General features: G+C 38.7%; 16 protein-coding genes. All 16 read left to right on the top strand.

Translation table 11 applies throughout. The features are described 5' to 3' along the window. Positions 1-18: 18 nt before the first annotated feature. Positions 19-1,626, top strand: coding sequence for a M20/M25/M40 family metallo-hydrolase (locus ABC382_RS10755; protein ID WP_412926805.1), 1,608 nt, complete (start codon positions 19-21; stop codon positions 1,624-1,626). Between the two features lie 292 nt (positions 1,627-1,918). Further along, positions 1,919-3,124 (top strand): GGDEF domain-containing protein, encoded by a 1,206-nt coding sequence (locus ABC382_RS10750; protein WP_322605981.1) that lies wholly within the window; start codon positions 1,919-1,921, stop codon positions 3,122-3,124. Between the two features lie 108 nt (positions 3,125-3,232). Continuing rightward, complete coding sequence (locus tag ABC382_RS10745) at positions 3,233-3,592, top strand: Asp23/Gls24 family envelope stress response protein (protein ID WP_004269431.1); 360 nt, start codon at positions 3,233-3,235, stop codon at positions 3,590-3,592. Positions 3,593-3,610: 18 nt separating this feature from the next. Then, positions 3,611-5,260: a DAK2 domain-containing protein gene (locus ABC382_RS10740; protein WP_341385706.1), complete on the top strand. Its 1,650-nt coding sequence runs from the start codon at positions 3,611-3,613 to the stop codon at positions 5,258-5,260. 351 nt (positions 5,261-5,611) lie between these two features. Continuing rightward, positions 5,612-6,274, top strand: a complete 663-nt coding sequence (gene sdaAB, locus ABC382_RS10735; RefSeq protein ID WP_312505149.1) for an L-serine ammonia-lyase, iron-sulfur-dependent subunit beta — start codon at positions 5,612-5,614, stop codon at positions 6,272-6,274. Between the two features lie 14 nt (positions 6,275-6,288). After that, a complete protein-coding gene (gene sdaAA, locus ABC382_RS10730; RefSeq protein ID WP_274795931.1) occupies positions 6,289-7,197 on the top strand; it encodes an L-serine ammonia-lyase, iron-sulfur-dependent, subunit alpha in 909 nt (302 codons plus the stop codon). 182 nt (positions 7,198-7,379) lie between these two features. Then, positions 7,380-8,537 (top strand): M20 metallopeptidase family protein, encoded by a 1,158-nt coding sequence (locus ABC382_RS10725; RefSeq protein WP_274795932.1) that lies wholly within the window; start codon positions 7,380-7,382, stop codon positions 8,535-8,537. Positions 8,538-8,661: 124 nt separating this feature from the next. After that, positions 8,662-10,740 carry an ATP-dependent DNA helicase RecG gene (recG, locus tag ABC382_RS10720; protein ID WP_412926804.1) on the top strand — a complete coding sequence of 693 codons (2,079 nt, stop codon included), beginning with the start codon at positions 8,662-8,664 and terminating at the stop codon, positions 10,738-10,740. A 130-nt stretch (positions 10,741-10,870) separates the two neighbouring features. Continuing rightward, positions 10,871-11,443 (top strand): transcription factor FapR, encoded by a 573-nt coding sequence (fapR, locus tag ABC382_RS10715; protein WP_274797277.1) that lies wholly within the window; start codon positions 10,871-10,873, stop codon positions 11,441-11,443. A 2-nt stretch (positions 11,444-11,445) separates the two neighbouring features. Further along, on the top strand, positions 11,446-12,438 hold the full coding sequence (gene plsX, locus ABC382_RS10710) for a phosphate acyltransferase PlsX (protein WP_274795934.1): 993 nt from the start codon (positions 11,446-11,448) through the stop codon (positions 12,436-12,438). Between the two features lie 18 nt (positions 12,439-12,456). Beyond that, positions 12,457-13,410 (top strand): ACP S-malonyltransferase, encoded by a 954-nt coding sequence (gene fabD, locus ABC382_RS10705; RefSeq protein WP_274795935.1) that lies wholly within the window; start codon positions 12,457-12,459, stop codon positions 13,408-13,410. Then, a complete protein-coding gene (gene fabG / locus ABC382_RS10700; protein WP_412926803.1) occupies positions 13,403-14,149 on the top strand; it encodes a 3-oxoacyl-[acyl-carrier-protein] reductase in 747 nt (248 codons plus the stop codon). Before fabD ends, fabG begins: the two co-directional genes overlap by 8 nt. A gap of 58 nt (positions 14,150-14,207) precedes the next feature. Then, positions 14,208-14,444, top strand: a complete 237-nt coding sequence (gene acpP / locus ABC382_RS10695) for an acyl carrier protein (protein WP_274795937.1) — start codon at positions 14,208-14,210, stop codon at positions 14,442-14,444. 329 nt (positions 14,445-14,773) lie between these two features. After that, positions 14,774-15,538, top strand: coding sequence for a ribonuclease III (rnc, locus tag ABC382_RS10690; RefSeq protein WP_274795938.1), 765 nt, complete (start codon positions 14,774-14,776; stop codon positions 15,536-15,538). 3 nt (positions 15,539-15,541) lie between these two features. Beyond that, positions 15,542-19,123 (top strand): chromosome segregation protein SMC, encoded by a 3,582-nt coding sequence (gene smc / locus ABC382_RS10685; RefSeq protein WP_312505159.1) that lies wholly within the window; start codon positions 15,542-15,544, stop codon positions 19,121-19,123. Further along, positions 19,120-20,382 (top strand): signal recognition particle-docking protein FtsY, encoded by a 1,263-nt coding sequence (gene ftsY, locus ABC382_RS10680; protein ID WP_322611408.1) that lies wholly within the window; start codon positions 19,120-19,122, stop codon positions 20,380-20,382. The genes smc and ftsY overlap by 4 nt, the downstream gene beginning before the upstream one ends. The last annotated feature ends 82 nt before the right edge of the window (positions 20,383-20,464 follow it).

Raw genomic sequence — 20,464 nt, 5'->3', positions numbered from 1 at the left:
ATTTAAAGGAGAAATTTTATGAATACTTTTATGTGGAATACACCTGAAAAACTACGTGCCCTACTTTGTGAAATTGTTGGCTGGGAAAGTCGAACACTAACAAAGGGCGAAAATGAATTTGCCTATAAATTAAAAGATAAATTGTTAACGCTTCCATATTATAAAAATCATCCTGAGTATATTGAATTACATGATGCCGGTTTAGGAAGAAATGCTGTAACAGCCTTATATAAGCATCCAGCGGCAACGGAAACAGTCGTGTTAATTAGCCACTTTGATACTGTGCATACGGAGGAATATGGAGAGCTAGAGCCATTAGCTTTTTATCCAGAGGAATTAACTAAAAAGTTAATGGAACCGAAATATAAAAAAGATTTGCCAGAGGCAGCTCGAATTGATTTGGAGTCTGGTAATTATTTATTTGGCCGCGGCACAATGGATATGAAAATGGGTCTGGCGTTACATATGCAGTTGATTGAAAAAGCTAGCTTTGAGCAATGGCCGATCAATCTATTATTGACAGCTGTGCCGGATGAGGAAGTGAACTCTGCAGGTATGCGAGCAGCGGTAGTAGAGCTTGTAAGACTACGAGAACAACATGGTTTAACGTATAAATTATTTTTAAATAGTGAACCGTCCTTCTCACAAGGACCATCAGATACGAATGAATATATTTATTCAGGGACCATAGGTAAGATCATGCCCGCTGCCCTGTTTTATGGGAAAGAAACCCATGTTGGTGAGCCATTAAAAGGCATGACTGCTAACTTTATTGCTTCCTATATGACACAGCATATGGAGTGGAATCCACTTTTCCGTGAAAGTGATTTAGGTGAAAGTACACCACTACCCGTCTCGTTACAATTAAAAGATTTAAAAATGGAATATTCTACACAAACGCCCTACCGTGCGGCAGCCCTTTACAATGTCTTTTTGCTAAAACGTACAGCTGCAGAAGTGATGGCTATTTTTGAACAGGTTGCACTAGAAGCTATGGCTGCTTGTAATGACCACTATGAGCAAATTTGCACACGAGAAAATGTACAGGGCGTAGGCAAGGTAAAGGTTTTACGTTACGAAGCTCTATTGGAACATGCCATCGAAAAATTAGGTGCTGAAGAAGTACAAGCAATTAAACAGCAAGTTCTACAGCATAGTGAATGGGATGATCGTGAAAAATCCATTCGCATCGTAGACCAGCTCATGATTCGCTGTCAGGAATTAGCACCAGCGACGGTTCTGTTATATGCACCACCATACTACCCTGCCATTAATTCATCCAATCATCCACTAGTAAAACAGTCGATTGAATTGATGAAAAAGACAGCCCAAACATTTGGTGTTGAAGTAGAACAAATTCATTATTTTAACGGGATTTGTGATTTAAGCTATGTAAACTATTCAGATGCATCCAATGAGTGGCTAGCCTTTGAACGAAATACACCTGTCTGGGGCGAAACATATAGCATTCCATTTAAAGAAATGACAGCCCTCCAAGGCCCTGTCTTAAATGTCGGTCCATTTGGCAAAGATGCACACCAAAAAACAGAACGATTACATGTAGATAGTGCTTTTAAAGAAATGCCCGTTATGATCGATACACTTATAAAAAGCCTTTTTAGATAGATAAATTTTTTCATATGAATATGAATACAATGGTAAAAGTTGATGCTGTAACAGTATCAACTTTTTTATTGTATAAAAGCTTCTGTAATTGAATGATGCATATTAATCTCGCATTTACTAAGATTCATTCCTTTTGATTAGCTCGTAGCCTCACAACAATATTAGTGTTTAGGGGTGCAAGTAAAGTACTATTCTTTAAATAAACAAAATAATTTCATTTTACTTGTATTTTTCATTATTTAGACGATACATATAGGAAAATATAAATATCTGGACACTAGGAGCGAGCATTATGGGAAATCAAGAAAAGATAGCTTTTTCTATTCGCAAAGAAATGGTTCAGTCAAATTTAAAAGGGATGAGGGCGGTAGCGTGGACTCTTATGTATGTATCATTCATTATCACCCTTATTCATTACGGAGAAATCTTTTTTGATAAAACTGAAAGAGCTATGGTCCCTATTTATATTGCCATTCATACCCTCATGTTTTATATAGATGTAGCAGTATTGCTGTTTGTCAGGGAGAAACGAATGACTATAAATTCTTTCAACATTCAAAAGTATGAACATCTAGTTGTTGTTTATATTTACACGATTATCCTATTGATTACTGTTATTTCAGTGATGGATGTTTACTTTTTCCATCACGCAGCTTTATATGAGGTGATTTTAATCATCGTTTGTACTGTTTTTGCATTACCATTACGAAAAATTATCTGGATTATCTTGCTGACAGCACCAGCAATTATAGCCAGTACGTATATGAGCGTTGGGGTATCCAGTGAAAATATTAAAATCATATTACCTATGTCACTTTTAATACCTGTTGGTATCATGATTCAATATCAGACTTATAAGGTTCGAAAGCAATTTAATACACAGCATATTTTATTGGATGAAGAAATGACTAAAACAAAACAATTATCAGAGTTGCTAGCTGCCAAAAATAATGAGTTAAAGGAGCAAGCCTTAAGAGATACCTTAACGAATCTACCAAATCGACGTGCATTTAATATTAAATTGACTAAAATAGGCCATCAGCTGCATAAAACTCAATCCTTAACAGTTATGATGATAGATATTGATTGCTTTAAAAAATTTAACGATTATTATGGGCATTTGAAGGGTGACGAAGCCATCGCCAAAGTAGCATCTATTTTAGAAGAAGTTGCAGAGAAGTATAATGCCTTTGTTGCGCGCTGGGGAGGCGAAGAGTTTGTCATGATTAGTCAGCATACGGAAAAGTTTGCTGAGCCTTTATGTGAAGAAATTTTAGAGGAAGTACGTTACTTAAAAATTCCCCACGAACAATCGGATGTTGATGAATATGTAACGGTTAGTATCGGGATGTGTCATGCTAAAATTACAACAAATGAGCATCTACAGACATGTTGTGAATTAGCTGACCAAGCTTTATATAGAGCGAAGAAAAACGGAAGAAATAACTTTTATCGGAAAAAGGCAATTTTTGATGAAAAAGCAAATGCGTCTATTTGAAGTCAGAAAACGTTGCTACCAAGCCATTCAATACCCCCTTAGGTTGCTTAAATTATAACGAAAGTGTTACAATATAGTTTAGTCAAAAAGAGCCAAGGGGGCATTTCTATGTCAATTGAATTAAACAATGAATTCGGCCAAATTGATATTTCAACAGATGTACTTGCACAAATTGCTGGTGGCGCTGCTGTAGAATGCTACGGTATTGTTGGCATGGCATCTAAACATCAAATTCGTGATGGTCTAACTGATATTTTACGTAAAGAAAACTTCGCAAAAGGTGTTGTTATTCGACAACAGGACGACGATTTACATATAGATATGTACATTATTGTTAGTTACGGGACAAAAATTTCGGAAGTGGCTTACCAAGTACAATCGAAAGTGAAATATACAGTAGATAAAACATTAGGTATGAGCGTAAAATCTGTCAATATCTTTGTACAGGGCGTTCGTGTAGCGAATTAAGAGGAGGAACTAAATCGAATGCAGTCTTTAGACGGTATAAAGTTTGCTGAAATGGTACAAATGGGTGCGCATCACCTTTACCAAAATGCAAATTATGTAGATTCATTAAATGTTTTCCCAGTACCAGATGGTGACACAGGGACAAATATGAACTTATCGATGACATCTGGCGCAAAAGAAACAGAACATGCAGCTTCAGAGCATATTGGTAAAACAGCACAGGCGCTATCAAAAGGGTTATTAATGGGTGCCCGTGGAAATTCAGGTGTTATTCTATCTCAATTATTCCGTGGATTTGGGAAATTTATTGAAAAAGAAGCAACTATAGACGCAAAGGGTTTTGCTGGAGCTTTTCAAGCAGGAGTAGACACAGCATATAAAGCTGTTATGAAACCTGTAGAAGGAACTATTTTAACTGTTGCACGTGAAGCGGCAAAAAAAGGTGTTGAAGTGGCAGAAACTGAAACCGATATCATTGCCGTAATGGAAGCTTTTACAGCAGAAGCAAAGGCATCATTAGATCGCACACCTGAATTACTACCTGTTTTAAAAGAGGTCGGTGTAGTGGATAGCGGTGGCCAAGGCTTGCTATTTGTCTATGAAGGGTTTTTAGCTTCCTTGAAGGGTGAGCCTCTTCCGGAGAAGAACGATGCAACGCTAGATGATTTAATCAACGCCGAGCATCATAGAGCTCAAGATTTCATGAACACCGAAGATATTGAATTTGGCTATTGTACAGAAATCATGGTGCGTTTAGAAGATGGGAAAGAACCTTTTAATGAAGAGCAATTCCGTAATGAATTAAATCCTTTAGGTGACTCATTACTCGTTATTTCTGATGAAGAAATTGCGAAGGTCCATATCCATTCTGAGCAACCGGGTTCAGTTCTATCAATTGGACAAAAATACGGTAGTCTTATAAAAATAAAAGTTGATAATATGCGCGAGCAGCATTCAGCTATTGTTGGTGAGGAGCATAAAGCACCAACGACTGCAAAAAAAGTAGATAAACATCCATATGCCATTGTAACGATTGCTATGGGTGAGGGTGTTGCGGATTTATTGCGCTCTATCGGTGCTTCCTATGTCATCGAAGGTGGTCAAACAATGAATCCTTCAACTGAAGATATCGTCAAAGCTGTACAAGAAATCGGTGCAGAAAAAGTATTAATCTTACCTAATAATAAAAATATAGTGATGGCAGCAGAGCAAGCAGTTGAGCTATTAGATTTAGATGCTGCAGTTGTTCCTACAAAGACAATTCCTCAAGGGATGGCGGCTATTTTAGCATTTAACCCAGAAGCGGCTGTTGATGCAAATAAAAAGACAATGACGGAAGCTTTTGCGAACGTTAAGACTGGCCAAGTAACTTATGCAGTTCGTGATACGTCTATCGATGGTGTTGAAATCCACAAAGATGATTTCATGGCATTAGCAGAAGGGAAAATTGTCCTTTCTACACCAGCATTAAAGGATGCGGCTGAAAAAGTAATCACTGATTTAGTCGATGAGGATGCTGAAATTGTCACAGTAATCTATGGTGAGGATACAACCGAAGAAGCTGCTTCTGAGCTAGTATCTTTCATCGAAGAGAACTATCCAGATGTAGAAGTTGAATTATTTGATGGAAAACAAGGATTATATCCATATATTATTTCAGTAGAATAATTACACGCTACTTTGCTAAATCGTAAAGAAAGCAGTGCACAAAACGTGTACTGCTTTTGTTTATGCTACAAAGAGAATGGAGTATAAAATTAATTAAAAACGTACTAACTATGGAGAGTTCACTGTACGCATCCACAGGATATAAAATATGGAAATGTTGGGATACCAACTGTTTGATTGATGTGTATCTATGGTGCGGACAAAAAAGTGGCCTAATAATTGGCTATAAATTATAGTAGTGGTAATTTTCTGATAGTTGATAAATTAAATGCTTTACTTTTATAGTAATTATCAAGCATGATATAAGTAAAAATAAATATTATTATATAAATAGAATAGAGGGGTGTTTGTATGAAGTTTACTTCAGTATTTGATATTATTGGACCAGTAATGATTGGGCCTTCCTCCTCTCATACGGCAGGTGCAGCTCGCATCGGGCGTGTTGCAAGAGATTTATTTGGTAGACAACCGAAATGGGCGAAAATTCATTTATATGGATCATTTGCAGAAACGTATAGAGGGCACGGTACAGATGTTGCAATAGTGGGAGGCTTGTTAAATTACGATACATTTGATGATCGTATTAAAACGGCGTTTGAAGATGCGAAAAAAGCAGGTTTAGAATATGAATTTATTCCAGAAACGGCTAATACAGAACATCCGAATACGGCACGACTTGTCATTGGAGACGATGATGGAGAAATGTCTGTTGTCGGAATTTCTATTGGTGGCGGTAAAATAGAAGTTAGTGAAGTTAATGGCTTTAAGCTTCGTTTGACAGGTGGTATGCCTGCTATTCTTGTTGTACATGATGACCGTGCTGGCTGTATCGCCAATGTAGCAAATTGTTTAGCTATGCATGAAGTCAATATTGGGCATATGGAGGTTTCACGAATAGAGCGTGGTTTAACGGCTCTAATGGTGATAGAAGTTGACCAAAACATTGAGGATAAAGTGCTACAGCAAATATCTCTAATTCCATATATTACAAAAGTATCTAAGATTAATAACTAAGGAGGTGTCCCATAATGGACGTTTTATTTCATAATGTTCGTGAGCTTGTGGAACGAGCAGAGCAAGAAGGAAAATTAATATCAGAAATTATGATTGAACAGGAAATTTTAATAACTGGTAGAACTCGAGAAGAAATCATCCAACAGATGGATCGAAATCTAACAGTTATGGAAGAAGCAATTGAACGCGGATTACAAGGTGTGCAATCAGTAACAGGTTTAACTGGTGGGGACGCCGTATTGCTGCAAAATTATATTGCGGAAGGGAAATCACTATCAGGTGATTTATTATTAGACGCAGTAAGTAAAGCGGTTGCAACAAATGAAGTGAATGCCGCAATGGGAACAATATGTGCTACACCGACTGCAGGATCTGCTGGTGTGGTGCCAGGGACACTTTTTGCAGTAAAAAATAAACTCAATCCTACTCGTGAGCAAATGATTCGTTATTTATTTACGTCTGGAGCTTTTGGTTTTGTTGTGGCGAACAATGCTTCCATTTCAGGTGCTGCTGGAGGCTGCCAAGCTGAGGTGGGTTCAGCTGCTGGTATGGCTGCTGCTGCCATTGTTGAAATGGCTGGAGGTACACCGCAACAATGTGCGGAAGCGTTTGCTATTACGTTAAAAAATATGTTGGGACTTGTTTGTGATCCAGTAGCAGGTCTAGTTGAAGTACCGTGTGTAAAACGAAATGCTATGGGTGCCTCTAATTCACTTGTAGCAGCAGATATGGCGCTTGCAGGAGTAACAAGCCGCATCCCATGTGATGAAGTAATTGGTGCTATGTATCGTATTGGACAATCGATGAGTCCAAACCTTAAAGAGACGGCACGAGGCGGTCTTGCAGCAACACCAACAGGTAAGGCGATAAGTAAAGCTATTCTTGAAAATGGTGGTTTACAAAGTATTAAAGCTCTTCAATAAACTAGAGAAACATGCTATCTAAAAAGATAGCATGTTTTTATGTTGCCTTTATTATGAATGATTTTAGTATAATTAAATAACGTAATTTGGATGTGTCATAGGGTACACATGATGTTAAATATTTTCCTACCAGCTGAATTCCTTAGTAGGGACTCTTAAGGTAATTTAAAGGAGTTTTTTTAGTGGAAATAACTAATTTACAATCTTTAACAGAGCAAGCAATTGAAGATCGACGTTATCTTCATCAAAATCCAGAGCTGTCTGGTCAGGAATTTGAAACAAGTCAATTTATACGCAAAAGATTAGAGCATCTTCAAATAGAAATAGTAGAATTTGCTCCTCCTAGTGTAGTGGCTATGATTAAAGGGACAAAAGGTACGAAGACAATTGCCTTACGAGCAGATATCGATGCATTGCCAATAGTTGAAGAGGGTGAAAAGCCATATATCTCTCAAAAGCCGGGTGTGGCACATATGTGTGGACATGATGGCCATACCGCTATTTTATTAGCAGTTGCAGAATGGATCGCCATGAATAAGGAAAAATGTGAGCCGAACATTATGCTTATTTTTCAATCGGCAGAGGAAATTACACCAAGTGGAGCAGATCAGTTAATTCAAAATGGTGTTCTTGATGGTGTCGATGCTATTTATGGTCTTCATTTATGGCAAGGCTTAGAGAAGGGGAAAATAGGACTAACACATGGACCTATGATGGCCTCGGTCGATGATTTTGAAATTGAAATTCAAGGTCGTGGTGGACATGGATCAATGCCACATGAAACGATTGATCCGATATACATTGCAAGCCATTTAATGCAATCCTTTCAAAGTATTATTAGTCGAAATTTAAATCCTGTTGAGGCAGGCGTTATTACTGTAGGTAGTATTCAAGCGGGAACAACGTATAATATTATTCCAGATACTGCGAAATTAATAGGGACGATTAGGGCATTAACACCGGAAACAGTAAATACTATTCAATTGAAGATGGCAAGTGTAACAAAAGGTATTTGCCAGGCATTTGGAGCGGAAGGACACATTAATTTTATTATAGGTACCCCACCTCTTATTAATGATCAACACCATTCTCAAATTGTAGAATCTGTCGTTCGTGAACAATTTGGTGAGGATGTATTTGAGCTAGTAGAACCTGTAATGGGTGGAGAAGATTTTTCTTATTATTTAAAACATAAGCCTGGTGCATTCGTTTTTGTAGGGATGGGTGGTGAAAAAAGCCAATATCCACATCATCATCCAAGATTCGACTTAGATGAAGATGTATTCCCTGACGCCATTAAACTTTTTATTGGTATCATTATGCAATACAAATGTTTATGAACATATCCATGCATAACCCTATCATCCTTTGGTAGGGTTTTTGCTTCTCATGTTTACGATAAGGAGTAAACAATGAAATTATGGTAAATTAGATATAGACATGTTTGGTTACATACACAAAAGGATGAAGAATCAAAGAAGGGAGTTGTGGGATAGGATGACTGAATTATCTAGTTCCGTCACAGAATTAAAAGGCATCGGGAAAGAAACGGCAGCACATCTTGAATCATTAGGCATTGATACAATTGCTGATTTATTATGGACGTTCCCACATCGACATGAGGATTTTCGTCTAAAAGATTTAGCGCAAACACCACATAACGAACGTGTTACAGTGGAATGTAAGGTAGAACGAGAGCCTACGATTCTATTTTTAGGTCGCAATAAATCAAGACTTCAGGTCACGGTTTTAGCAGGCCGTCACTTAGTGAAAGTCGTATTTTTTAATCAGGGCTATTTAAAGCAAAAACTAGTACCGGGCTCCATTATTACAGTGACTGGCAAATGGGATCGTGGTAGACAAGTAATCAATGGGACATCTGTCACATTTGGCCCTAAAACAGATCAAGTTGACTTTGAACCTGTCTATAGTCTTAAAGGTTTAATACCACAAAAAAGATTTAGAAAATATATGCGACAAGTGTTAGATGACTTTGGTGCAGAGCTACCAGATGCAATTCCGCATTATTTACAAGAATCCTATAAGCTTGTTCCAATACGCGAGGGCTTAGAAGGTATTCATTTTCCACTTGATGCTGATCATGCCAAGCAAGCAAGAAGACGCTTTGCCTATGAAGAACTATTAAACTTCCAATTGCGTATTCAAGCATTACGTAAAATACGGAAAGAAAGCGAACATGGTACAATCATTCAATTCGATGTACACAGGCTACGCGAATTTATTGCCTCTTTACCATATGAATTAACAAATGCTCAAAAACGTGTTGTCAATGAAATTTGTAAAGATTTGAAAGAACCGCATCGAATGAATCGCTTGCTGCAAGGGGACGTAGGTTCAGGAAAAACAGTTGTTGCAGCAATAGGATTGTATGCAGCCGTAACAGCAGGCTTTCAAGGAGCATTAATGGCACCAACAGAAATTTTAGCAGAACAACACTTGGAGAACCTGAAAGTATGGTTTGAACCTTTTGGGGTTCGTGTTGCCTTATTATCTGGATCGACTAAAGCAAAGGAGCGACGTAGCATTTTAGAGGATTTGGCAAATGGCAATCTTGACATTGTCATTGGTACACATGCTTTGATCCAACCGGATGTTGTTTTTCAAAAGTTAGGCTTTGTTATCACGGATGAACAGCATCGCTTTGGTGTAGAGCAACGTCGTATTTTACGCGATAAGGGGGAAAATCCAGATGTCCTTTTTATGACAGCGACACCGATACCAAGAACGCTTGCCATTACCGCATTTGGGGAAATGGATGTATCGATGATTGATGAAATGCCAGCAGGGCGAAAGCAAATTGAAACCCATTGGATGAAGAAAGAGCAATTTGGCTCTGTTATGTCAAAGCTAGAACTGGAGCTAGCGGCTGGAAGACAAGCCTATGCTATTTGTCCACTTATTGAAGAATCCGATAAACTCGATGTGCAAAATGCTGTGGAAATTTACGAGCAGCTGACGACATATTTTAAAGATCGTTTCCAGGTTGGTTTAATGCACGGACGTTTATCATCCGATGAAAAAGATGCTGTTATGCGCGCTTTTAGCGAAGGGTCTATTCAGGTTTTAGTTTCGACAACAGTTGTTGAAGTAGGGGTTAATGTACCGAATGCTACCTTTATGATTGTCTACGATGCTGAACGCTTTGGATTGGCACAGTTGCATCAGCTCCGCGGCCGTGTCGGACGAGGAGAGCATCAATCATACTGTATTTTACTGGCTGATCCAAAGTCTGATGAGGGGAAAGAGAGAATGCAATCAATGACGGAAACGAATGATGGTTTCCGATTAGCTGAAAAAGATTTAGAATTGAGAGGACCAGGAGATTTCTTTGGACGTAAGCAAAGTGGTTTACCAGATTTTAAAGTAGCGGATTTAGTACATGATTATCGTATTCTTGAGACCGCTAGAAAGGATGCAACAGAGATGCTTGACACAGAAGCGTTTTGGCATGATGACATTTATCAAAATTTACGTAAAATGTTAGAAGAATCTGGTGTTCTACAAGGTGAGCGCTTCGATTAAGTTAAAAGCTTGTTTGAGCGGGGAGAATGCAAGACTTGAATGCAAAACAAGTCTTGCATTCTTTTTTTATACTCTATATACTGATATTAGTACCAAGTGCTAATAACAACTCAAAAGGTGGCGAATGATGTTGAGACGAACGAAAAAAGAGCGACAGCGACTACTATCTGAAACGATAGCTGAAAATCCATTCGTCACAGATGAACAGCTAGCAACACAGTTTCAGGTAAGTGTCCAAACAATTCGTTTAGATCGTATGGAATTATCCATACCAGAATTACGAGAACGAATTAAAGACGTTGCTGCAAAAAACTATGAAAACGAAGTAAAATCTCTACCGATTGATGAGGTCATCGGAGAAATTGTAGATATTGAATTGGATAATCGAGCACTATCGATTTTTGATGTGCAAGAAGAGCATGTTTTTCAGCGTAATGGCATCGCGCGTGGCCATCATTTGTTTGCACAAGCAAACTCATTAGCGGTTGCAGTAATTGATGACGAACTAGCATTAACCGTACATTCCAATATTACGTTTGTGAAACCTGTACGAGCTGGAAATCGTGTTATTACAAAGGCGATTGTTATCGGTCGAGATAATCAAAATAATCGGACAAAAGTCGAGGTAACATCTACCGTTAATGGTGAAACCGTTTTTGTTGGTGAATTTGATATGTACCGCACGAAAGGTAAAGGTGAGTAACAATGAAATTAGCGCTTGATGGAATGGGTGGAGACAACGCACCAAAATCAGTTGTGGAAGGTGCACTCTTAGCTTTAGAACAAATTCCGAACTTAGAAATTCAATTGTATGGTCAACAAGATAAGCTTGAACCATTTTTAAAGCAACATGATCGCTTGACGATTGTGCATTGTGAGGAAGTAGTGGAAGGAACTGACGATCCTGCACGCGCTGTTCGTAGAAAAAAGGATTCTTCAATGGCTCGTATGATGGACGCAGTAGAAGAAGGTAGGGCAGATGCTTGCCTTTCTGCAGGGAATACAGGTGCCCTTATGGCAGGAGGCCTATTTAAAGTAGGTCGTATTGAAGGGATTGCCCGACCAGCCTTAGCTACAACACTACCAACATTGGATGGCAAAGGCTTTTTAATGCTTGACTTAGGGGCAAATGCCGATGCGCGCCCAGAGCATTTAGTGCAATATGCTATTATGGGTGATATTTATGCTAAAAAGGTTGGAGGCTTACAAAAACCACGAATTGGCTTATTAAATATCGGTACCGAGGATAAAAAAGGAAATGAGCTAACAAAAGCAGCCTTCGAATTATTGAAGGAAGCTGATTTGAATTTTATTGGTAATGTTGAAGCACGTGATTTACTTGAAGGAGTAGCAGATGTTGTTGTAACAGATGGCTTTACAGGCAATATGGTGCTGAAGTCGATTGAAGGGACAGCAGGCGCTTTATTTTCTATGTTAAAAGAAGCTTTTATGTCTTCAACAAAAACGAAAATTTCAGCAGCACTCATGAAAAATAATTTACGTGACTTGAAAAATAAAATGGACTATACAGAATATGGTGGTGCAGGATTGTTTGGTTTACAAGCGCCTGTTATCAAAGCACATGGTTCATCTAACGCAAAAGCGATTTTCAGTGCAATCCGTCAAGCTAATACGATGGTAGAGCATACTGTTATTTCGACGATTACTGAGACAGTACGTCACTTAGAAATTGATTAAATAAAGGGGATCATTCAAATGACGAAAATAGCATTTATTTTTCCAGGACAAGGTTCACAAGTAGTAGGAATGGGTCAAGAGTTTGTTGAAAACGCAGCAGAGAGTAAAGCGTTTTACGATCGTGCCGATCAAGCTCTTCAATTTGAATTATCTAAGTTAATGTTAGAAGGTCCAGCAGAAGAATTAACACTAACATATCATGCGCAGCCAGCTCTTCTTACTACAGGTGTAATGGTAGCTGAAAAATTGCGTACAGCAGGCATTCATCCTCACTACGCTGCGGGTCATTCATTAGGTGAATATGGTGCATTGGTTTTAGCAGGCGTTATGTCATTTGATGATGCCGTGTCAATCGTGCACAAACGAGGCCTGTATATGAATGAAGCGGTCCCTGCAGGGCAGGGTGCAATGGCGGCGATTCTAGGGATGGAACTAGAGGCATTAAACGCAGTAACAGAACAGGTTTCAGCTTCAGGTGATGCTGTTCAGGTTGCCAATGTGAATTGTCCAGGACAAATTGTTATTTCGGGTACAAAAGAGGGTGTCGATAAAGCGATTATTGCTGCGAAAGAAGCAGGGGCAAAAAGAGCGATACCATTAGTTGTAAGTGGTCCTTTCCATTCAGAATTAATGCGACCATCCTCAGAGAAACTAAAAGCTGCATTGGCTGAGATTACTTTATCAGCGCCTGAAATTCCTGTCATTGGCAACGTAATGGCGAAGGAATTAAAGGATGTATCAGCTATCCAACAAGAGTTGGTTGAGCAGGTCTATAGTGCTGTTCAATGGGAAGCATCTATGCGTGAGATGATTGCACAAGGAGTGGATGTCTTTATCGAATGCGGACCTGGTAAGGTGTTAAGCGGTCTCTTGAAAAAAATCGACCGCTCTGTTGCAGCATATTGTGTTTATGATGAGGCATCATTAGAAGCAGTTATTGAAGCGTCGAAGGAGTGGTCAATCAATGCGTAAATTAGAAGGAAAAGTAGCTGTTGTAACAGGAGCTTCAAGAGGAATTGGGCGTGCTATTGCTTTAAAGCTTGCTGACGAAGGAGCTAAGGTTGTTGTAAACTATAGTGGCTCACAGGCAAAAGCGGAAGAAGTCGTTGGGATAATCCAAGAAAACGGTGGAGAAGCAATTGCTGTACAAGCAAGCGTTTCAAAGACAGAAGAAGTAACAGCTTTAATGGATGCAGCAGTGAAAACTTTCGGTTCTCTCGATATCTTAGTGAATAATGCTGGTATTACAAGAGATAATTTATTAATGCGTATGAAAGAAGACGAATGGGACGATGTATTAGATACAAACCTTAAAGGTGTTTTCCTTTGTACGAAAGCTGTAACACGCCAAATGATGAAGCAACGTGCAGGTCGCATTATTAATATTTCTTCGATCGTTGGTGTAGCGGGTAATGCTGGTCAAGCGAACTATGTTGCGGCTAAAGCGGGTGTTATTGGATTAACAAAAACGACTGCTAAGGAATTAGCTTCTCGTAATATTTTAGTGAATGCCATTGCACCAGGCTTTATCGAAACAGAAATGACGGAACAACTACCAGAGGATATTAAACAAGGTATGCTGACACAGATTCCACTTGCAAAACTTGGTCAGCCAGAGGATATTGCTAAGGCAGTAGCTTTCCTTGCTTCACAGGATGCAAACTATATGACAGGCCAAACACTTCACATCGATGGTGGAATGGTCATGTAATTTCAATTAGGCATAAACGCTGATTTTTTGTATAATCATTTGAGGGGAGGTGAATCATTTGTCTACAGTATTAGAACGCGTAACAAAAGTAATCGTGGACCGTTTAGGTGTTGAAGAAAGCGAAGTAACACTTGAAGCTTCTTTCCGTGATGATTTAGGTGCTGACTCACTAGACGTAGTTGAGCTTGTAATGGAGCTTGAAGACGAATTCGATATGGAAATTTCTGATGAAGATGCTGAAAAAATCTCAACAGTAGGTTCTGCAATTTCATACATCGAAAGTAAAATTGGCTAATATTTCGTTAGTACTTTATTTAGCGGTGATGTATCCCCTCCAATGGTGTGAGGATTATCGAATGATATAAAGTAGAAATTGTTTTTCTGCTATTACTTGATAAGAAGCAGATTCAATTAACGAAGATGTATTTAAAGGGGACAAGATAGATCATTTTTCGATCTATTGATGTCCCTTTTTGCATTTAGAAAGTGAATTACGCCAAAGGTTTGTATCAATTTTCGGAAAAATTTCCAAAACATTGTGTTTCAGCCGAAATACTTTTGCATAAATGCCTTGAAAAAGGTACACTAAAACGGTAGAAACTATTAGGAAGGCAGATTTGTTCAATGGCTATGAAAAGAAAAGGAACTATGCAGAAATCTGGCGTACTTCCTGAAAAAGTACGCAACCAATTCGAGCTGTTACAGCATGAATTAAATATCACATTTATTAATAAAAATTTATTGTATCAAGCATTCACGCATTCATCTTATGTGAATGAGCATCGCCGTAAACTATTTACGGATAATGAGCGTCTTGAATTTTTAGGAGACGCAGTACTTGAACTGTCTGTTTCTAAATATCTTTTTGAGAAATACCCAAATATGAGCGAGGGTGAGTTAACAAAGTTAAGAGCATCCATTGTTTGTGAGCCATCACTAGTTATTTTTGCTAATGAGTTAGGCTTTGGACGCTTTGTTTTACTAGGAAAAGGTGAGGAATTAACAGGTGGTCGGGAACGCCCAGCGCTACTTGCAGATGTGTTTGAGTCATTTGTAGGTGCCTTATATTTAGATCAAGATTTACAAACGGTCGTATCATTTTTAGAACGTATCGTGTTCCCAAAAGTAGAAGTCGGTGCTTTTTCGCATGTGATGGATTTTAAAAGTCAATTGCAAGAAATGGTACAGCAAACCAATAATGGACTTCTTCATTATGAGATTATAGATGAAAAAGGGCCGGCACATAATCGTACCTTTGTATCAAGCGTATTATTGAACGGACAAGAGCTTGGTATTGGTCGTGGAAAATCAAAAAAAGAAGCCGAGCAGCAAGCTGCACAATGTGCAATGCGAGTGATGCGTGAAGAAGCTGCAAATGAGGAGGCTTAATAGATGTTCCTTAAACGACTAGAAGTGATTGGCTTTAAATCTTTTGCGGAACGCATTGGAATTGATTTTGTTCCCGGTGTTACAGCGGTTGTTGGACCAAATGGCAGCGGAAAAAGTAATGTCACGGATGCGATTCGTTGGGTTCTTGGGGAGCAATCTGCAAAGTCGTTACGTGGGGCAAAGATGGAAGATGTTATTTTTGCGGGAAGTGACTCTCGTAAGCCACTCAATTTTGCAGAGGTAACTCTTATATTAGATAATACTGACGAGCAACTTGCTTTTTCCTATACAGAAGTCAGTGTAACAAGACGCGTATACCGTTCAGGTGATAGTGAATATTTATTAAATAACCAACAGTGTCGCCTGAAGGATATTACGGACTTGTTTATGGATTCAGGTCTTGGAAAAGAAGCATTTTCAATCATTTCTCAAGGCCGTGTTGATGAAATTTTAAATAGCCGACCCGATGACCGACGTTCCATTTTTGAAGAGGCAGCTGGCGTATTAAAGTATAAAATAAGAAAGAAAAAAGCGGAGCATAAGCTTGTTGAGACAGATGAAAATTTGTATCGGGTATTAGATATTCTCCATGAATTAGACAACCGATTAGAGCCGTTAGAAATGCAGGCATCTAGTGCAAGAGACTATGTACAAATGTCTACTGAGCTAAAAGATTTTGATATTGCCATTCTTGTGCATGATTTTAAAAATTGTGCACAATCTTTGCATGCGCTAAAAGCTGAATTTACCGATTTGACTGCAACAGAGCAAAAACAAGCTCAAGATATTGCTACTATTGATAAACAGACAACCAATATTCGTAAGTTATTAAAAGAACTCGATGATTATTTGGATGCTTCACAGGCTGATCTTGTCAATGCCACAATGGAAGTAGAACGTTGGGATGGTCGTAAAGCACTGATGGCTGAAAAGCGACAAAATGCTTCTAATCAACTGCAGCAGCTGAATACGACATTACAAGAGGCTAAAGAAGAAGTAGAGATATTGCTTGTTCAAGAACAGGAGAAAAAAGAAGTTTTCTCCGACAAACAGCGAGCAGTCACAGTGCTGAAACAAAGCATCAAGCAGTTAGAACAATCTTTAAATCGATCAGTTACGGAAATAGAGCAAGAAATTGAAGAGCAAAAAAATAGATATATTGATTCATTGAATGAAGAAGCAACGATTAAGAACGAATTAAAAAATATCGATCAACAATTAGCTCAGCAAAAGGCAATGGCAGCAAGAATGTCCGATCAAACGGATGAATTTGGACAGGAACTTATGCAAATTGTTGCTGAAAAAAATAAGCTAGTAGCGGAACATACTGCTACAACGAATGACTTGCAAGATAAGCTTGAACAATACGAAACATTACAAATACAGTTAAAAAACGTAAACACAACCTTTACTGAAAAGCAGGACATGCTATATAAAGCTTACCAGCACCAACAGCAATTAAAGGCTAGAAAAGATACTTTAGCAGAGCTTGAAGCGGATTTTTCTGGATTCTTCCAAGGTGTTAAAGAAGTTTTACTTGCTCGAGATAAAGGTGAATTACAAGGTATTGAGGGAGCTGTAGCTGAGTTAATTCAAGTTGATGGTAAATATTCACAAGCTATAGAAACAGCTTTAGGTGCTGCTTCCCAACATATTGTTACGGTCAATGAACGCCATGCACAACAAGCTATCCACTGGCTAAAGCAAAAGAGAGCTGGACGTGCTACCTTCTTACCGAAAACTGTCATGAAATCACGCAAAATTAATCTAGCAACGATCCAACTTGCTATAGAGCACCCAGCATTTATTCAAATGGCGGATGCGCTCGTTACTTTTAGTGATGATAATCGAACAATTGTTGAAAACCTTTTAGGGAATGTTATTGTAGCGGCCAATCTTGAAGGTGCGAGTCAAATAGCTCGATTATGTGGTTTCCGCTATCGCGTTGTTACACTTGATGGAGATATTGTCAATGCAGGGGGATCATTAACGGGTGGTGCTCTAAAACAACAATCTTCATTGTTTTCAAGAAAAGCCGAGTTAGAGGACTTAATCCTCAAGTTAGAGTCTTTACAAGCTTCTATTTACAGTGCCGAACAGGCAGTTTCAGAAGAAAAAGAGAAGCTTGCCACTCTTCGCGAGCAAGTGGAACAGTTAAAGCTTGACGGAGAGCAGCTACGAAACGATGAAATGCAATTGGCTAGCCGTATTCGTGAGCTAGAGGTTGTTGAAAAAAGCTTATCGGCTAGAGTATCTTTTGCATCAACCGAGACACAGGATGTAAAAACACGAGAAGAAGCTTTATTAACTCAAAAACAAGTAGCTGTGGAGAGGTTAAATGCATTAGCTCTAGAGCTTGTTGAAATCAATGAAACTGTAGAACAATTGAGTAAAGTTAAATTACAAAGTGAGACAGAGAAAGATGTATTACGAGAGCAACTAGCAGAAAAACGCTCCGAATTAGCGGTAATGCAGGAACAAATGTCTCAAGTGCAAATTACAACTGCTGAACTCGCCCTACAATTAAACAAAGCTCAACAAAAAGTCATAAATATTTCTCAGGAAATAATGTGGCTTCAATCTGATGAATCGACAAATCATTTAAGTGATGAAGAGGTTGAAGAACAGGTTGCTACATGGAAAGCAAGAAGAGATGCCTTACAAGAGACTATTTCTCAAAAGAAAGAAGAGAAAGTAGGGCAACAACAAGAACTCTCTGCTTTAGAAGAACAACTGAAGGAAATGCAACGTATACATAAAGGATACCTTGAGGCGATACGTGCAAACGAGTTGAAACGAAATCGTTTAGAATATGAAATGGACAATTTTACAGAACAACTTGAAGAAAACTATCAGTTGACATTCGAAGAGGCAGAAGATGAAGCTCTTGCAATTGAAGATGAAGAGTTTGTGCGACGACGTGTGAAACTGTTAAAAAAATCAATAGAAGAGCTTGGACCTGTTAATATAGGTGCGATTGAGGAATATGAGCGAGTGCTTGAGCGTCATACTTTCTTAACTGAACAAAGAGAAGATTTGCTTGCTGCACAGGAAACATTGCATGAAGCTATCAAAGAAATGGATGAAGAAATGACATTGCGTTTTAGCGAAACGTTCTATGCAATCCGAGAGCAATTCAAACGTGTTTTCCGTGAATTATTTGGTGGCGGGCAAGCAGATTTAGTATTAATTGACCCACAAAATTTATTGGAAACAGGTATTGATATTGTGGCACAGCCTCCAGGTAAAAAACTTCAAAATCTAAGCTTGCTATCTGGTGGTGAACGAGCACTAACAGCAATCGCTCTATTATTCTCTATCTTGAATATACGACCTGTACCGTTTTGTATTCTCGATGAAGTAGAGGCTGCTTTAGACGAGGCAAATGTTGTGCGCTATAGCCAATATTTGAAGAAATTTAGTAACGATACGCAATTCATTGTCATTACCCATCGTAAAGGTACGATGGAGGGAGCCGATGTCCTGTATGGTATTACGATGCAAGAATCGGGTGTGTCGAAACTTGTTTCAGTAAAATTAGAAGATGAACCCGTACTTGCGGAGCAAAGGAGCGAACAAGCATGAGTTTTTTTAAACGATTAAAAGATAAATTAATGGGCAATCCAGCAGAGGAAGAAAAATTAGAAGCAGTTGACAAAGAGCAAGAATCTGTTGAATCAGAGCTAGAGGAGTCAAATGAACCTGCTGTCATTGAGACTGTTGATGTAGAAGTGCCTGAACAAGTAGAAGAGTCTCCAGCAATGGAAATGGTGAAAGAAGCAGAAGTAGAGCCCTCATTCGATATAGAGGAAGAACAGGCAGAAATACGGGAGCTAGCGGTAATTGAGGACACACCGGTAGAGGAAAAAAAGCCATCTGCTTGGTCTATTACACAAAAATTCAAGGCTGGTCTTGAAAAAACGCGTAATTCCTTTACTTCCAAAGTGAATGACCTTGTTGCTCGTTACCGTAAAGTAGATGAGGATTTCTTTGAAGAATTAGAGGATTTACTTTTACAAGCTGATGTCGGTTTTGAAACGGTTATGGAACTCATGGATAAACTACGTTTCGAAGTTCAACGTAAAAATATTAAAGATACGAATGGCATCCAGTCAGTTATTTCAGAGAAGCTTGTAGAAATTTATGAGCAAGGCGAACAAGATTTAATTGAGCTTAATTTGCAGCCAGAGGGTGAATTGACAGTTATCCTATTTGTTGGGGTAAATGGTGTGGGGAAAACGACTACGATTGGTAAACTAGCGCACCGTTTAAAATCTCAAGGGAAAACGGTTGTTTTAGCTGCAGGTGATACGTTCCGTGCTGGTGCTATTGATCAATTACAAGTGTGGGGCGATCGTGTTGGTTGTGAAGTTATTAAACAATCTGAGGGCTCTGACCCAGCGGCAGTGATGTATGACGCCATTCGTGCAGCAAAGAATAGAAAAGCCGATGTGTTAATTTGTGATACGGCAGGACGTTTGCAAAATAAAGTGAACTTAATGAATGAGCTAGAAAAGGTACATCGTGTTATTTCACGTGAAATTCCAAACGCTCCACATGAAGTATTATTAGCATTAGATGCTACAACAGGTCAAAACGCGCTTGTTCAAGCACAAACTTTTAAAGAAGCAACAAATGTAACCGGTATTGTCTTAACAAAGCTTGATGGAACTGCAAAGGGCGGTATTGTCCTTGCTATTCGTAACAAGTTACACATTCCTGTGAAATTTGTTGGCCTTGGTGAGAAAATGGATGATCTACAGCCATTCGATGCAGAACGCTATGTTTATGGTTTATTTGCAGATGGTTTAGATAAAGAATTACAAAATAGTGATGATGAATAGCGATATGGCTGAGTAATTTTTATAAAACGCTCGACTGTGTATAGGTAAGTTAACTTGTTTAAAAGAGAAATACTAGCTAAAG

It is taken from the genome of Lysinibacillus phoenicis, from assembly GCF_047238325.1.
Taxonomy (GTDB): Bacteria; Bacillota; Bacilli; order Bacillales_A; family Planococcaceae; genus Lysinibacillus; species Lysinibacillus irui.
Note: the sequence above shows the minus strand (reverse complement) of the source record. Positions and strands in the feature narration are given on the sequence as shown.

Bases quoted from the DNA above. Each gene is read 5' to 3' on its own strand.
- ABC382_RS10755 (WP_412926805.1), top strand. From the start codon at position 19: ATGAATACTTTTATGTGGAATACACCTGAAAAACTACGTGCCCTACTT.
- ABC382_RS10750 (WP_322605981.1), top strand. From the start codon at position 1,919: ATGGGAAATCAAGAAAAGATAGCTTTTTCTATTCGCAAAGAAATGGTT.
- ABC382_RS10745 (WP_004269431.1), top strand. From the start codon at position 3,233: ATGTCAATTGAATTAAACAATGAATTCGGCCAAATTGATATTTCAACA.
- ABC382_RS10740 (WP_341385706.1), top strand. From the start codon at position 3,611: ATGCAGTCTTTAGACGGTATAAAGTTTGCTGAAATGGTACAAATGGGT.
- sdaAB (WP_312505149.1), top strand. From the start codon at position 5,612: ATGAAGTTTACTTCAGTATTTGATATTATTGGACCAGTAATGATTGGG.
- sdaAA (WP_274795931.1), top strand. From the start codon at position 6,289: ATGGACGTTTTATTTCATAATGTTCGTGAGCTTGTGGAACGAGCAGAG.
- recG (WP_412926804.1), top strand. From the start codon at position 8,662: ATGAAGAATCAAAGAAGGGAGTTGTGGGATAGGATGACTGAATTATCT.
- plsX (WP_274795934.1), top strand. From the start codon at position 11,446: ATGAAATTAGCGCTTGATGGAATGGGTGGAGACAACGCACCAAAATCA.
- fabD (WP_274795935.1), top strand. From the start codon at position 12,457: ATGACGAAAATAGCATTTATTTTTCCAGGACAAGGTTCACAAGTAGTA.
- fabG (WP_412926803.1), top strand. From the start codon at position 13,403: ATGCGTAAATTAGAAGGAAAAGTAGCTGTTGTAACAGGAGCTTCAAGA.
- rnc (WP_274795938.1), top strand. From the start codon at position 14,774: ATGGCTATGAAAAGAAAAGGAACTATGCAGAAATCTGGCGTACTTCCT.
- smc (WP_312505159.1), top strand. From the start codon at position 15,542: ATGTTCCTTAAACGACTAGAAGTGATTGGCTTTAAATCTTTTGCGGAA.
- ftsY (WP_322611408.1), top strand. From the start codon at position 19,120: ATGAGTTTTTTTAAACGATTAAAAGATAAATTAATGGGCAATCCAGCA.